The organism is Flavobacterium sp., assembly GCF_041392005.1.
Classification (GTDB): domain Bacteria; phylum Bacteroidota; class Bacteroidia; order Flavobacteriales; family Flavobacteriaceae; genus Flavobacterium.
The window spans coordinates 40,675-55,236 of record NZ_JAWKMX010000008.1; the positions used below are offsets into that span (position 1 = coordinate 40,675).

A 14,562-nucleotide genomic window follows, 5' to 3' on the forward strand; every position below is an offset into this window, starting at 1 on the left:
ATTCGCTAATTTTCTAATTGTGCTTCATTGTCACATTTGCTAAATCGCTAATTACAAAGACTTAGGTGTTTATTAGCCCCGATAGAGCCAAGCATCGAGTACAGGCGATAGCGGGAAGAGTACGTGTTTTGAAAAATGAAAAAAGTGCTCTAATTTAATGAATTTTTTACTTCAATCCATTTACTCATAAATTTTGTGCTCTGTAAGGTATGATGCTGAAATAGCTGACCTAAAAAGTTGTGCTGGCGATGTTTTTTTGTATTATTTATGAGATAATTTATTTGTTCAATAAATTTACTTTTAAATAGGTTGGTGTTAAATTTATTTTCTAAAATAATATAGCCATTGTTTTGACATTTGTTCCAAATGTTTTCATTAGTATAGAGTTGTATCGTTTTTGTAATAAATTGACTCTTGTTGTTTGTAATAAATCCGTTCCAAGTTTTATTAAATTGCATGGCTTCGGCACCAATGGAATTGGTAATGTTTGGTAAACCGTATTGCATACTCTCGAATAGTTTTCCTTTTAGACCAGCACCAAATGGAATAGGAGCAAGTAGTACGCGATATTTTTTGTACACTTCTTTACTAGAATTTGCTCTTCCTTTTATAAGAAAACCTTCTTTTTCGTTATGCAATTGATTTACTTTATTGCTTGTATAGGCGCCATATATATGCAATTCTGTTTCGGGAAGTTCTTTTTTAATTGTTTTCCAAACTGTTTTTAATTGCAAAACCGTTTGCCAATTGGGTTCGTGCAGAAAGTTGCCAATACTCATAAAATGCTTTCGTTCTGAAAATGTAGGTTGGTTTTTATTTATATTATCTATTAAAAAAGGTAAATAAAATAGAAGTGAACGGTCTATTTTAAAGGTATTGGTTAATAAATCTATTTCATATTCTGAGATAATTAAGCTTAAATCGCATCTGTAAATAGCGGCTATTTCTCGTTTAAATATATCGGATAAGTAATCTTCGAAAATTAAATTGCGTTGCTTTTTAAAGGCATTTTCTCTAGCTTTTCTTAAAAAATGTAAATCTTCGGTATCTAATATTTTTAAAGCGTTTGGGCAATTTTCTGTTACTCGCCAGCCATATTGTTCTTCGGTTATGAAACGATCGAATAAAACAGCTGTTGGGTTTAGAGTTGTAATAACGGTATTAAACGAATTGTTATTAAGTTCTATACTACGAGTTTGTATATTTATACTGGCTAAATCAAAAGAAAATTCGTTTTTTTTTGCCGAAGTTAAAAATGTAATACTAAAATTATAGCTTTTAAATAAATCGATTAGTTGTAACATTCTACTACCTGCAGCAGTAGCACTAGGTTCTGGCCAAACGTTTCCTATTATTACTAAATGATTTTGCATAGCACAAAGATAATTATAAAGTAAAAAGTAAAAAGTAAAAAGTAAAAAGTAAAAAGTAAAAAGTAAAAAGTAAATTTGCACTAATCACTAATCACTAATCACTAATCACTAATCACTAATCACTAATTGATGACGTTTTTTAAGTACTGTCCGAATTGTAAATCACAAAATTTTGAATTTCCTAATAATGTACGGTTTCATTGTAACGATTGTGGTTTTACATACTTTCATAATATTGCGGCTGCCGTTGCTGTAATTTTTACTTTTGAAGATAAAATTTTATTTACCGTAAGGAATGTTGATCCCGATAGGGGAAAATGGGATTTACCAGGCGGATTTATTGATCCAAATGAAAATGCTGAACAAGCTGCTTGCCGCGAAATACAAGAAGAATTGAATTTGCTTATTTTACCTAAAGATTTACATTATATAACCACTGCGCCTAATAATTATTTGTATAAAAATGTTCCTTATAGAACAATGGATATTTTTTATGAATGTCAATTAAAATCGGATGTTTTAAAAATTAATGCTGAAGATGAAATTAGCGATTTAATTTGGGTAAAACGTTCAGAAATTAAGTTAAACCAAATAGGTTTTGTTTCAATACAAAAAGTTATTAAAGAGCAGTATTGCATTGAAATATAAATTTTTGTTACTTTATAAGTAAAACATATATTAGAAATTGAAAAATAATTACATTTATTGTTTAGAATTAGTTGAAGATGTTGAAATAGTCAAAAAAAGTGTTGTTTTAACATCGTTAGAAAATTTAGCTTTACAATACGGTATAACAAGCGTTTACAAAACCTGCGATAGTATTGATACTTTTGAAGAAAGCTTAAGCACTCTTTTATATGAAGATAAGCATTTTAACGATTATGCCGTTATTTATTTAGTTGTAAAAGGAAGAGAAAACCAAATTGTAATGGGTAATTATTGTTTTTCATTTGAAGAAATTGCCGAACTTTTCGAAGGAAAATTACAAGATAAAATAATTCATTTTGCTAATTTATTTCAGCTCGAATTAGAAGAAGAAACGTTTCAATATTTTTTAGATGTTACTGGAGCTAAGGCAATTTCTGGCTACTGTAATTGCGTACCAATAGTAAGCACTATGCTCGACAACTTATATTTTTCAATTTACGAGCAAAGCGATACCATTTTTGAAACGGTAGAAACACTTTTCGATAAACAATATAACTTGTGTACCACTTTAGGGTTTAGAATGTATTATTAAATAATTGCAGCAATTCTTTTTTGTTTTTCTTTATTTAATTTGTTTATTTTAAGTGTTTTAAAAATAAAAAAGAAACTCATTAAAAACGTTATTATAGCAATACTTGTAGTAATAATTGTATAACGATTTTCCATTTCTTTAATGCTATTTTGTGTAGTATTGTCAATATTGTTAAGTAAAGAATTAATCGATTTTAATTCGTTTTGTTCTCTTTCGAACTGCGTTTTTTTATACAATTCGTTGTGCACATTATATTCATTAAAATTACCAATACTTAAATAGCTATCGGCTAATCCTTTATAAATTCCTTCGTTTAACACTACATCGCCTATTTTTGAAGCTTTAACTTTTGCATTTTCAAAATTAGTAAGTGCTAAATTGTATTCTTTTTGTAAAAAATAATTATCGCCTAAACCTTTTAAAGCATAAGCTTCTAAACTAACAGCTTTCGATTTTTTAGCATAATTTATAGCTTTTTTAAAATTAATTTCGGCTTCAGAGTTGTTGTGTAACAATAAAAAACAATACCCCATATTGTAATAAACTATGCTGGTATTATTAGTATTCGCAATAGATTGTGGCGCATTTTTTAAATTATGTATTGCTTTTAAAAATTTTTCTAATGCAATATCGTAATTTTCCGAAGATTTGTAAATAATACCTCTAATAGCATATATTTTTCCTAGCCAGCTATATTTTTCATTACTAAAAGTAGTGTTTAAATTGGCGCAAATGGCATCTACTTCGTCTAGGGTTTCTAAACATTTGTTGTACAATTCCATTTGTTGGTACTGAATGGCAATTAAGATTAAAACATCTATTTTAGAAGCTATATTACTCGATTTCTCTACAATTGCTTTAGCATTTAAAAGTGTTTTAAAAGAAGCATCAAAATCTCTCTTTGCGGTATAAGCTTTTGCTAAATACAAGTAATATTTAATTTGAATATCAATATTTTTTTCTTCACTAATTTTATTTTTAGCAATTGTTATGGCTTTATTAGGGTTTTCATACAAATAAGGTTGAATACTTTCATAGAAAGTATCATTTTTTTCTTGACTAAAACTACTATTAGGCAATAGTATAATTAAAATAATATGGAAAATAAATAGTTTCATTATAAATTATCGGATAGTTTTTTTATAAAATCATTTGGCGAAATTCCTGTAATAGATTTAAAAACGGCTGTAAATGCGCTATGCGATGAAAAACCTGAAATTTCGGCTAAATAGCTTACTTTATAATTTAAATAACTAGGATTTGTTTTTAATATTTTTACCAAATGCTGAATTCGTAGTTCATTAATATAACTGTTAAAATTTTTATTTTTAAATTTTCGAATAACTTCAGATAGGTATTTAATATTAGTATCGAGTTCTGCGGCTAAAAGTGGCAACGACATTTGGTTGCTTAAATAGTGTTCTGAATTTTCAAAAATTTCTAATTTTGCTAATAGTTCATTTTCTTTTTCTTCAGATAATACATTTACTTTTTTAGCTACAGTTTCGGTTGTATTAATTGTATTTTTTTCTTGTAATTTTTCAAAAAAATCTATTTGTTTGGTTAACGATTTAGAAGTTTTGGTCGTGTAAAAAAATAAGCTTCCTAAAATTAACAAAAGTGCAATTGAAAACGAAAAAGTAACATAACTAGTATCGGTCAATTTTTGCTTGTTATACTGAATTTTTTCTTTTTCTATAAATTCTAATTCGCTAACTAATAAATTAATAGCCGATTTTTTGTTTTTATCTAATTCTTGTTTTAAAGCAACCGATAAATTTTGATAATACTTATACTCTGTTTCGTTTTTCTGACTTAAGTACGCATTAGAAAGTCCATCAAAAACTCGTTTTTTAAGTTGTTTATAATCTTTTGCGTCTATTTTTACTAAAGCTTCAGTTAATAATGCAATTGCTTTTGAAACATTTTGATTTAAAAAATAAGCGCGAGCAGCATTTTCTCTAGCTAGTGCATATAAAAAATCATACCGATTGAGTGTTTCTTTACTTAAAACTTCTTCAAATAAAGCAATTGCTTTTTCTACTTGTTTAGTATTTGTATAAATTAGTGCTTTAAATAATTCGTTTTCAATTTTTAAAATAGCATTTTCTTCGGTTTTATCAGTTAAATTAGCATTGCTTTTAGCAAATAAACTTAATGCTGTATCATATTTTTTAGTAACTACAAAATTTAGTGCTTGTAACTGGTATAATTTTCCTAATAAGGGTTTATTTTTTGGACTAGATAAAAAGTTAGTATCGTTTAAAAATTGATCAATTATTTTTTTAGATTGTTCGTATAAACCTAAATTTTGATACTGATCGGCTAGTGAAAAATCTAAATAATTTTGTTGAAATTTACTTTTATACGAATCTTTTAAACTATTTGTATAAATTATGGTTTTTATAGCATTTAAAAAATCGCCTTTTAACGCGTACGACTGGCTTAAAATATTTTGATATACAATTTTATTATCATCATTTTTATCGTTTACAATTAAACTTTGAGAAAGTGTAATACACGCATCGGGGTCGTTATAAAGGTTCGTAATAGATTTTTCAAAAAAATAATTAAAATCGCCTTTATTTTGACCTGTTACAATAGTAGTAAAATTTAAAAGTAATATCAATAAAATGGTTCTCAAGCGCTTTTTAGTTTTAAATTTTGTTTAGTTTTTCAAAGATAATTCTTTTGTTTTAAGATTACTGTAATTTTAGTAACAAAAATTAAATTATTGTAAATCAATGTTTTAATGTTTTTATATTACCAAATTTCCCGAATTTTAGAAGTACTTTAATTGTATAACGTAAAATACCATTCTACATTTGTTGGTGTAATAACTAAAACCTTACAACATGAAAAAAACAGTACTATTAGTTTCTTTAATTATTTCTTTAATGTATTTAGAAACAAACGCACAAAATTATTACGGAAGCCAATTTGTTGGCGATAGCGGCGTAAACTCGCCACAAAGAATAACAAAATTAAACGACGGCGGATACGCAATTTCTACTTTATTAGGCGGAAGTTTAACAGGCGATTTTCCAATAACTCATAAAGGCGGAAACGCAGATGGCGCTTTAATAAAATTATCGCAAACGGGTGCTATAGAGTGGATTAAACAATTTGGTGGTGGTTTAGACGAAGTATTAATAGATACCGCACAAGATAGTGATGGTAATTATTATTTAACGGGCTATTTTATGGGCGCAGGCAGTAATGCTTTAGATGCAGACCCTAGCGATGCCGTAGTTAGTTTAAGTGTAACTTCTACATTTGCAAATAGAGATGTTTTTTTAATAAAACTAGATGCCGCTGGAGATTTTGTTTGGGCAAAACAAATGAGCTCTCCTTCTGGTGGTCCTCACGACGATGTTTCTACCATAAAAATAGATGCTAATGGAAATATTTACTTAGCGGGAAGTTATGTATATCTCGATTTTGACCCAGGTGCTGCAGAAGAAATACACATAGCTACTGGAAGCAGCGATTCTTTTATTGTAAAGCTAGATAACGATGGTAATTTTATTTGGGTAAAAACACTAGACGGTACATCGAATAAGAAAATTATGAATATGGATTTAGATGAAAATGGAAATATTTATGTAGTAGGGCGTTTTCAAGGAACAATCGATTTAGATCCAGACGATGCAACAACCGATATAAGAACAACTGCAGGAAGTTACGATACATTTGTTGCAAAATACGATGTTGATGGCAATTATATATGGGGGTTAAATTATGGTAGCACGGGTTCCGATACACCAGAAAAAATACTAGTAAACGGAACAGATTTATATGTAGGTGGCGGTTTTAACGCAACAGTCGATTTAGATCCATCGAGCACAGGAACTAATAGTTTTACTTCTGCAGGAGGACAAGAAGCTTATATTTCAAAATTTACTACAGAGGGTACTTATGTTAATTCTTTTGTAATTCCTGGAACAACATCAAATTTAGATACCATTAAAGATATTGTAATAACAGATGATGGTTCTTTAGTTTTAGCAGGTTTGTTTCAAAATATTACATTAGATGGTAATAATTATGCCGCTTCGGCAACAAATGCCGATGCGTATTATTTAAAACTTGATTCAAGTTTAAATTTCTCGAGTATTTATTTAATACAAGGCGTTCAAGCACAAAGCAATCCATTTGTTCAAACTTTAGATGCTACTAAATTTATAGGAATAGGTTCGAGTAGAGGAGTGGCTGCATTTGATTACACCAATCCATCTACTACAGAAGGAAATGCAACACCACAATCTTTTGTATATATTACAAAGTTCGATTTTGAAGCTACTTTAAATGCTGCAACGTTTAATGCAATAAACGATTTGTTAGTTTATCCAAATCCTGTACAATCAACTTTAAATATCAATTCAAAAAATAAAATAGTTGCTTTAGATATTTACAATTTACAAGGTAGAAAAGTTTTCTCTCAAGTAAATACACAAATAGTAAATGCAGACGTTACCATACTACCATCGGGCACTTATATACTACAAGTAAAAGATGAAAATGGTACCATTGCAACTCAAAAATTGATTAAACTATAATACTAAAAAACAAACTACTTAACCACTAATTTTCACACAAAAAGCAACATACTAGTATGTTGCTTTTTTAGTTAAAAATTTATAAAAAATACCAAATTACGGTTTTCCGCAAGGAAAACATTTTTTGTTTTTATACGTTTGGAGAGAATTTAATACTTAATTATGAAAAAATAGTATGTAGATAGAATTATAAAAACAAATGGTTGTTATTTCTGTTAAAAGAATGTTATGCAACATAGTTTTGGTTACTAATTTATAAACCTTTACATTTAATCATTATAATAATCAAATAATTATGATTAAAAACACATTATTTTTTTTCAAATTTTATTCATCTGTTTTAATTAAAATTATCCAAATTTTATTTAAAAAGAATAAAACATTGCAAAAAATAGAGTTTGATTATATCTCAAATCCTCATGCTGAAGATGATTTTCTATTAATGAATTTTTCATTTACAAATGCCTTGTATTTTAGGATTAATAGAACAAATTATTTATATGATGGTAAAAAAATAATTTATTTAAAACCTCATAATCATAAAATTGATTTTGAAGCAATAGGTTTATTTAAAAACTACAAGAAACAAATAGAAATTGACCCTTCTTTGAAAACTAATTTCTCAAATTTTAAAATAAAAAGTCAAGAATTAAATTTGGGATACAATCACCATTCCGATTTACAGATTATTAATTTACAACGAACATTTGACTTAAAAAACAGTAATGTCAAATTTGAAATTGTAAAATTAAAAAGACAAAATATTACTTTAAAACTAGATAAATTCAACCAAAACAACTATTTATGAAACGAGATTATTATGAATTACCCAAATCAGGCTCTATTATGCGTTTTTTATGGAAATGCGCAGGGGGTGACCGTTATTTATTAGAAAGAGCAACCTATTCTGATCAAATTAAATATATGTGTTTGGGAGGAATCGTTTTTGCAACAGGTGTTATGGCTGGTTTAGCTGGTGGATATGCTTTTTATACTATATTTTCTCCTAAAGCTTCAGACGTTTTAGATAAAACCAAAACAGTTATTGAAAACCCTAATTATATTCCTTTAGATATTCCAACTCTATTAATGTCAATTGTTTTTGGATTGATTTGGGGATTAATTATTTTTAATATCGACCGTTTTATTGTGACCAGTACAGGAAAGGGAGATGGTACGGAAAAAATTACTTGGGATGAGTTAAAAGGAGCAATTCCACGTATTTTAATGGGAGCAATTATAGCTATAACCATTTCAAAGCCAATTGAGATTAGAATGTTTCAGACAGAGATTAATGTAGAGCTTTACAAATTGCAAAAGGCAGAAGAATTAAAAATGAAAGAGGCTACTTCAAAAATATCTTCACCAGAAATTGAAAGAATTAATAAAGATTTAAAAAATATAGATGAATTGTTTAATGAATTAATTAAAAATGAAGGGATTGCAAGAAAGGATTTAAGAGATTGTTTAATGCAAAATAAGCCGTGTCCTCAAAATAGAGCATTATATGAAGAAGCAAAAAAAGCAAAATTAGATTTTGAGATTGAAAATAAACCTAAAATAGCTGCGCTTGAAGCAAAAAAAATTGAACTTCAAGGAGGTAAAGAGGAAATTGAGCAAGTTTCTCAAAGAGTAGCATCAGGATTGGATGGATTGTCACAAAGAATTCAACTAGCTCATAAGGTTGCAGGTACATGGATTTCAATTTTTATAACCTTATTGTTTATGGCAATTGAATTAACTCCTGTGTTTTTCAAACTAATGTTAATTAAGTCACCTTATGATTATTTAGCCGAGAATAGAGATGACTTATAAAAGCTGAAAAGGTATAGAAGTTAAATATGATTTTTATAAAGATAAAGAAGGTATTGAACGTCATTTAGTTATTAATCATGAAGCCCATCGCTTAATATATGAGAAAATAAAACTTACTGAAATTCAAAAAGAACTTACTGATTATGCTGTAAATAAGTATAAAGAGCAGGAGATGAAAAAGATTGATGAAAATTTAGAAAATTACATCAAGCCAATACAAAATGAAGAATAGTTTTATAGAAAACATACGATTAACACTTACCACTTTTTCAGGAGAAGATGGCTATATTTTAAAAAAATGTGCAACTTCTCTTAAAGTTCATTTTGCAGTAATCGGATTTTTTGTAATGCTAATTTTTATAGGATGTTTTGTTAGTGCAACAACTTTTACTTACTCACTTTTTAATGAAAATCCATTAATAAGTACACCTTTTGGAATTTTATGGGCATCTATTATTACAATAATTTATTTGTTGTTGTTATACACTATTTCGCCACCAACATTGCCAAATAAATATAAAGTAAAAGATAAAACATTTATTACTGACGAAAAAAATCATACTCGTTTTTTTACTCCGTCAATGTTTTTACGTTTAGGTTTTATGACATTAATGGCTATAATTATTGCACAACCTATTAATGTGTATTTTTTATCGAAATCTATAGAACCCAGTTTAGAAAAATTTAAACAATTGCAAAAAGCGAATATGACAATTGTTGCCGATAGTTTATTTATATCAGATGAAATAAGAGTAAAGGAAGATTTTGAAAGAGTAATTAGATTGAAACTAGACGAACAAGAACTCAATTTAGTCAACAATAAACTTACAGATTTCAATTCAAAAATAAATTTAGATAAAGTTTTTATAACAAAAGCTTTTTCACTTTTAGATTCTTTAAAAAAATGCGATGTAAAACCACTTTTTACTAAGGTTAATAAAAAACAAGATTCTTTAGTTAATGAATTGCATAATCTATTACAATTAGAAGTACAAAGTGATTTGAATTATCAAGCAGAATTGCAAAATGTTTTATTGTCGAATGCTAAAATTGAAAACGAATTTAACTCATACAAAGAACAATTAAACAAAATAATTTCAGCTAAAATAAATAACTATAACAATTTAGAAAAGTTACTTTCAAAAAGCAATTTTTACATTCAGAGAATTAAATTGTTGTTGCACGAAAATGCTTTATCTTGGATTATAACGCTTGTTGTAATACTCGTTTTTTTATATCCTATTCGGTTGAAATTCTTAGTGAGAAACAAAAGGTTTTATGTTTTAAAAAGAGAAATCGAAGAACAATTAGTTATTGATAATTATAATGAATTTAGACGACATTATTCTCAAGTATTAGAAGAGAAAATTGATAAAGTTAATAATGAAGTTTTAAATAAATTATTGGTAAAACTTTTAAAAATTAAAGAAATAAATAAATTTCGTTACCAAACTATTTTAAAAGAAATTAAAGAAGAACTACAACCTGAGAAAATAGATTTTTATGAGAATTGGGAAAACCCACCATTTAGGACAATACAAAAATCGGAAATATCTAAATTTAGTTCTGAAAAAGACTTTTTAGATTTATTATATAACAATGTAGAATAAATGGAAGAACGAATAATTACAGAAATTAAGCGTGAGCCATTTATAGATGAAGATGGTTTAAAATGGGAAAAGATTTCTTATGAAGTAAAAACGCCTCGTAAAACGTATATTCTTGGCAGTATAAAAGGAAAATATAGAGGAAGTATTTTAAAGTATTCAGAAGAGTATTATAATGCTGAATTCTATGATTTTGAGATATATGAAGCATTAGTCGAAATAAAACAAACTTCTAAAAACATTCCATTTGATAACGAATGTAATAACAAGCAATTTCCAAGAGAAAAACTTCCTGAACTTTTAAAAGTTCATATTGAACAGGCTGGGAAATATTTTGAATTGGGTATAATTGAGCCCAAAATATGTGAATTTAAATCCAATAAAAAATTACATCAAATAGAAGGGAATGAAATTTTTGGAACATTTACAGGAAAGATAACGGGTTATATTTTTGATTATGAAATTAGTTATGAAGAAAAAATAATTCAGATAATTGAAATTATCAAAGAACCAATATTTGATGAACCTAATATAAATGATTATTGTATATCTAATGGTGTAAAAACGGGAAAGAAAGAAGAAAAAGACAATTATATTCGCTACGAATATTATTGTAAACGACATAATGATACCGTTTGGGGTAATTGGGAGAAAAAGAATGAAACTGTTTCAACCACAGGAGGAATTTTTGAAGGCTGTTTTTCAACAATTTTAACTATAATAGGTTTTTTAATTATTGGGACAATATTAATAAATTTTTTACCAGCTCTTTTATATATAATAGGTTTTGGCATATTAATTTGGTTGCTAAATCTGCTTGCTCCTTTTCTTAAATGGATATTTAGAGGATTAATTAGTTTGTTCTTTTTAGGGCTTTTAATTTCCTTAATTTATAATTTCAGTAATAGAAGCACTAATTATATTCCAAACCCTAAACCAATTGAATCAGAAAGAGAATTAAATCCTGTTATTGAACCAATTACAGATACTACTATTGATAATCAAAATTCGGAACCAGAAATTGCAAACGATAAAGTAATTAAGCATTATCGTATTTGGAAAGATTACAATGGTACTCAATATGAAGGAACTTATTATATAAAACAAAGTAGTTATTTAAAATCGGGGCAGCATAAAAATCAGTTAAGTTATAGAAGTAATTTAAATTATGATGAAATTCTTTATAAGCTACAACAATTTGATACTAATAATTTTAGTAGTATTTATACAATGTTAGACAGTATAGGCTATGCTAATAAATTAAACAAAATTGATTTTGCTAAAATGGTGGTTAGTTTTGTTCAAGATATTCCATATAACATAGTATTAGAAAACGATTGTAATGCTTCGTATCAATCCGACGCATTTACAAGAGAATTTCTTAGAAATAATAAAGGTAAATGTATAGGAAATCAAGAATTTGGTATTTGTACACCTGTAGAGTTTTTATATCATTTAAAAGGCGATTGCGATACAAGAACGCTACTTTTATATTCAATATTTAAGCATTATAATTATGATGTTGCCATTTTAAGTAGCGAACATTATTTACACTCTATTTTAGGAATTAACTTGCCATTAAATGGTCAATATTATAACTATAAAGGGAAAAAATACTATTTCTGGGAAACAACCGCTTTAGGAGTTGAGCCAGGAGAACTTTCAAACGAATTTAATAATTTACATTTTTGGAGAATATCATTAAAAACTAAATAACATGAACAAACAAAGTATCTTTTTTACAATATTAGTTGGAGTAATTAGTTTACTTCTTGCACTAGGATTAATACAATTTTTAGCCCAAAAAACGTTTAAGCTTAATCCTCATGAAAAGCCATCTTGGTCATTCCTAATTTGGCAAAGTACATGGTTAATTCCTTTTTTTATTTTTTTAAATTCAGCTTTAGAAATTACCGAAAATACCATAGAAACGGTTATTTATTCTAATACCGTTCAAAATACATTTTTATATAGCACTGGTAAAATTTTGTTGTACATAGGTTTTACTTTTTTGTTTACTCTTTTTGTAAATAAAATAGTGGATGTAATTGATAATTTTTTCTTTTCTAAGAACAATACTAGTATTGAGTTAGAAAATAATAATGTTGTTTATTTTACATTTAAATTAGTATTAGTAGTAGGTTTAGCTTTTTCATTACTAACTGTTTTTGAACATTTTTTAAGTTGGTTTGTACCATCAATTGAAACACCTTTTTATCATTAAATTTTTAAATTATGAAAAGTATTATTTTTAGCTTTTTTGCTCTTTGTTTCCTTTTATCGTGTAAAGTTGAAAGGAATGATTCTGAAATTATTGAAGAAAGTTTTGATTCTGCAAATTCCTATGTAATTGATTCTGCTGCTACTTCTATTGACGATGATTATTATGTAGTTGATAGTGCAGCTGCTCCAATTGATTATAATTATGAAGAAGTAGAAACAGTATCTAAACCACTAACTTATGATGATGTTAAAAATTCATTTTCAATATATGATATAAAACAATTTATAAAAGAGAATCCAAATCATAAAAAGATTACCGAACTTGAAAAACGAATTATTGACTTAGAGGTAGAGAATATTTTTAACGATGCGAACACAGGGCAAATGCCTTCTTCCGAAAAAATTAGCTATGGAAACAGCAAAATTTCAGAAATTAGTATTACAAACGATACTTCTTGCGATTTAACAATTCGATATAGCGGACCAGAATCTAAAGTAATTACAATTTTGCCAAACAGAACAAAAGCTATAAATCTACTAAGCGGGAATTATAGAATTGCGGCATCAGCTTGTGGTTACAATTATGCAGGAAGCGAAAGCCTAAACGGCGATTATACTTCTTCTTATTATATAACAACTACTCGATATTAAATTGAAATGAAAAAACTCCTCCCATTATTTTTGCTACTGTTTCTGGCAACGTCTGCAACTTCGCCCTTAGAAAAAGAAGTGTATATTTGCGGTTCAAACGGTGCAAAACGCTACCACTTTACTAAAAATTGTAGAGGTTTAAATAATTGCCAACATAAACTATATAAAAAATCGTTAAGTAGCGCTAAATCCTTAGGATTAACTTTATGCAAATGGGAAGACTAATTGGTTTCATTGTTTTAGTATTTTCAGGAGTAACTTTTGCTCAAGTTTCGGTTTGTACTTGGAATTTAGAAAATTTTGGGCAATCAAAATCAGATAGCATAATTACCTACATTACAAAGAAAATAAAAAACTACGACATTGTTGCTATTCAAGAAGTAGTTGCAGGATTTGGTGGAACACAAGCAGTGGCTAAACTAACAGATGAACTAAATAGAACGGGAGCAAAGTGGGAGTATGTTGTGAGTAACCCAACTTCTGGAAGTGCTTACAAAACCGAACGTTACGCTTTTTTATGGAAACCTTCAAAGGTAAAGTTAATAGAAAAACCTTGGCTTGAGCAAAAGTATAAGCAAGAAATAGATAGAGAACCTTTTTTTGCAACGTTTGCGTATGAGGGCAAAGAATTTACTCTAGTCAATTTTCACGCAATTACTAAAAAAATGCAACCCGAAACAGAGATTAAGTATTTTAAATATTTTTTTGAGGAATATTCAAATCTAAATTTAATATTTGTAGGCGATTTCAATTGTCCGCAATCGCATTCTGTTTTTAATCCTTGGCGAAAAAAGCAATATCTTCCCGTATTTGTTCATCAAAAAACAACTTTAAAAAACCAGTGTAAAAAACAAGAATGTTTAGCATCTGAATTTGATAATATTTGGTATGCAAAAAACAAGTTAGTAGTGCTGCAAACAAAAGCTATTCATTTTTATGAAGATTTTACATCGTTAAAAAAAGCAAAAACAATCTCGGATCATATTCCTTTAGTATTTGAATTTAATGTAAAATAATTTTCAATTCGTCTTTTTAGGTTATTACTAAGATTATTTTTTAGCTTCTAAAAATGAACTATCGTTGGCTGCAATTAC

Annotated in this window: 14 protein-coding genes; 11 read left to right on the forward strand and 3 right to left on the reverse strand. The window is 27.7% G+C overall.

The features are described 5' to 3' along the window. Positions 1 to 149 precede the first annotated feature (149 nt). Entirely contained in the window at positions 150 to 1,373 is a 1,224-nt protein-coding gene (locus R2808_RS05835; RefSeq protein ID WP_371270019.1) for a glycosyltransferase, read from the reverse strand. A 129-nt stretch (positions 1,374 to 1,502) separates the two neighbouring features. Here R2808_RS05835 and R2808_RS05840 point away from each other — a divergent pair, with 129 nt between their 5' ends. After that, positions 1,503 to 2,021: an NUDIX domain-containing protein gene (locus R2808_RS05840; RefSeq protein WP_371270020.1), complete on the forward strand. Its 519-nt coding sequence runs from the start codon at positions 1,503 to 1,505 to the stop codon at positions 2,019 to 2,021. Positions 2,022 to 2,058: 37 nt separating this feature from the next. Further along, on the forward strand, positions 2,059 to 2,613 hold the full coding sequence (locus R2808_RS05845; RefSeq protein WP_371270021.1) for a DUF6642 family protein: 555 nt from the start codon (positions 2,059 to 2,061) through the stop codon (positions 2,611 to 2,613). Here R2808_RS05845 and R2808_RS05850 read toward each other — a convergent pair. Together R2808_RS05850 and R2808_RS05855 are read right to left on the reverse strand one after the other, a co-directional pair. Next, entirely contained in the window at positions 2,610 to 3,731 is a 1,122-nt protein-coding gene (locus R2808_RS05850; protein ID WP_371270022.1) for a tetratricopeptide repeat protein, read from the reverse strand. The genes R2808_RS05845 and R2808_RS05850 overlap by 4 nt on opposite strands. After that, a complete protein-coding gene (locus R2808_RS05855) occupies positions 3,731 to 5,257 on the reverse strand; it encodes a helix-turn-helix domain-containing protein (protein ID WP_371270023.1) in 1,527 nt (508 codons plus the stop codon). Before R2808_RS05855 ends, R2808_RS05850 begins: the two co-directional genes overlap by 1 nt. Before the next feature lie 211 nt (positions 5,258 to 5,468). On the opposite strand from R2808_RS05855, the gene R2808_RS05860 reads away from it, so the two are divergent. From R2808_RS05860 to R2808_RS05900, 9 genes are all read left to right on the forward strand, one after another. After that, positions 5,469 to 7,172, forward strand: a complete 1,704-nt coding sequence (locus R2808_RS05860) for a T9SS type A sorting domain-containing protein (RefSeq protein WP_371270024.1) — start codon at positions 5,469 to 5,471, stop codon at positions 7,170 to 7,172. A 382-nt stretch (positions 7,173 to 7,554) separates the two neighbouring features. Beyond that, positions 7,555 to 7,980, forward strand: coding sequence for a hypothetical protein (locus tag R2808_RS05865; RefSeq protein ID WP_371270025.1), 426 nt, complete (start codon positions 7,555 to 7,557; stop codon positions 7,978 to 7,980). Then, positions 7,977 to 8,987 (forward strand): DUF4407 domain-containing protein, encoded by a 1,011-nt coding sequence (locus R2808_RS05870; protein WP_371270026.1) that lies wholly within the window; start codon positions 7,977 to 7,979, stop codon positions 8,985 to 8,987. Before R2808_RS05865 ends, R2808_RS05870 begins: the two co-directional genes overlap by 4 nt. A gap of 221 nt (positions 8,988 to 9,208) precedes the next feature. Further along, positions 9,209 to 10,597: a DUF4407 domain-containing protein gene (locus R2808_RS05875; protein ID WP_371270027.1), complete on the forward strand. Its 1,389-nt coding sequence runs from the start codon at positions 9,209 to 9,211 to the stop codon at positions 10,595 to 10,597. Next, positions 10,598 to 12,310, forward strand: coding sequence for a nucleoside recognition domain-containing protein (locus R2808_RS05880; protein ID WP_371270028.1), 1,713 nt, complete (start codon positions 10,598 to 10,600; stop codon positions 12,308 to 12,310). Position 12,311: 1 nt separating this feature from the next. Further along, complete coding sequence (locus R2808_RS05885) at positions 12,312 to 12,818, forward strand: hypothetical protein (RefSeq protein WP_371270029.1); 507 nt, start codon at positions 12,312 to 12,314, stop codon at positions 12,816 to 12,818. A gap of 11 nt (positions 12,819 to 12,829) precedes the next feature. Next, entirely contained in the window at positions 12,830 to 13,468 is a 639-nt protein-coding gene (locus R2808_RS05890) for a DUF6759 domain-containing protein (RefSeq protein WP_371270030.1), read from the forward strand. Positions 13,469 to 13,474: 6 nt separating this feature from the next. Next, positions 13,475 to 13,693 carry a hypothetical protein gene (locus R2808_RS05895; protein ID WP_371270031.1) on the forward strand — a complete coding sequence of 73 codons (219 nt, stop codon included), beginning with the start codon at positions 13,475 to 13,477 and terminating at the stop codon, positions 13,691 to 13,693. Next, the gene (locus tag R2808_RS05900) at positions 13,681 to 14,484 is read left to right on the forward strand and encodes an endonuclease/exonuclease/phosphatase family protein (RefSeq protein ID WP_371270032.1); all 804 of its coding nucleotides are present in this window, start codon (positions 13,681 to 13,683) and stop codon (positions 14,482 to 14,484) included. Before R2808_RS05895 ends, R2808_RS05900 begins: the two co-directional genes overlap by 13 nt. Positions 14,485 to 14,562 lie beyond the last annotated feature (78 nt).

Excerpts from the sequence above, each read along its gene's own strand:
- R2808_RS05835 (WP_371270019.1), bottom strand. The coding sequence starts at position 1,373 with ATGCAAAATCATTTAGTAATAATAGGAAACGTTTGGCCAGAACCTAGT.
- R2808_RS05840 (WP_371270020.1), top strand. The coding sequence starts at position 1,503 with ATGACGTTTTTTAAGTACTGTCCGAATTGTAAATCACAAAATTTTGAA.
- R2808_RS05850 (WP_371270022.1), bottom strand. The coding sequence starts at position 3,731 with ATGAAACTATTTATTTTCCATATTATTTTAATTATACTATTGCCTAAT.
- R2808_RS05860 (WP_371270024.1), top strand. The coding sequence starts at position 5,469 with ATGAAAAAAACAGTACTATTAGTTTCTTTAATTATTTCTTTAATGTAT.
- R2808_RS05870 (WP_371270026.1), top strand. The coding sequence starts at position 7,977 with ATGAAACGAGATTATTATGAATTACCCAAATCAGGCTCTATTATGCGT.
- R2808_RS05875 (WP_371270027.1), top strand. The coding sequence starts at position 9,209 with ATGAAGAATAGTTTTATAGAAAACATACGATTAACACTTACCACTTTT.
- R2808_RS05880 (WP_371270028.1), top strand. The coding sequence starts at position 10,598 with ATGGAAGAACGAATAATTACAGAAATTAAGCGTGAGCCATTTATAGAT.
- R2808_RS05885 (WP_371270029.1), top strand. The coding sequence starts at position 12,312 with ATGAACAAACAAAGTATCTTTTTTACAATATTAGTTGGAGTAATTAGT.
- R2808_RS05890 (WP_371270030.1), top strand. The coding sequence starts at position 12,830 with ATGAAAAGTATTATTTTTAGCTTTTTTGCTCTTTGTTTCCTTTTATCG.
- R2808_RS05895 (WP_371270031.1), top strand. The coding sequence starts at position 13,475 with ATGAAAAAACTCCTCCCATTATTTTTGCTACTGTTTCTGGCAACGTCT.
- R2808_RS05900 (WP_371270032.1), top strand. The coding sequence starts at position 13,681 with ATGGGAAGACTAATTGGTTTCATTGTTTTAGTATTTTCAGGAGTAACT.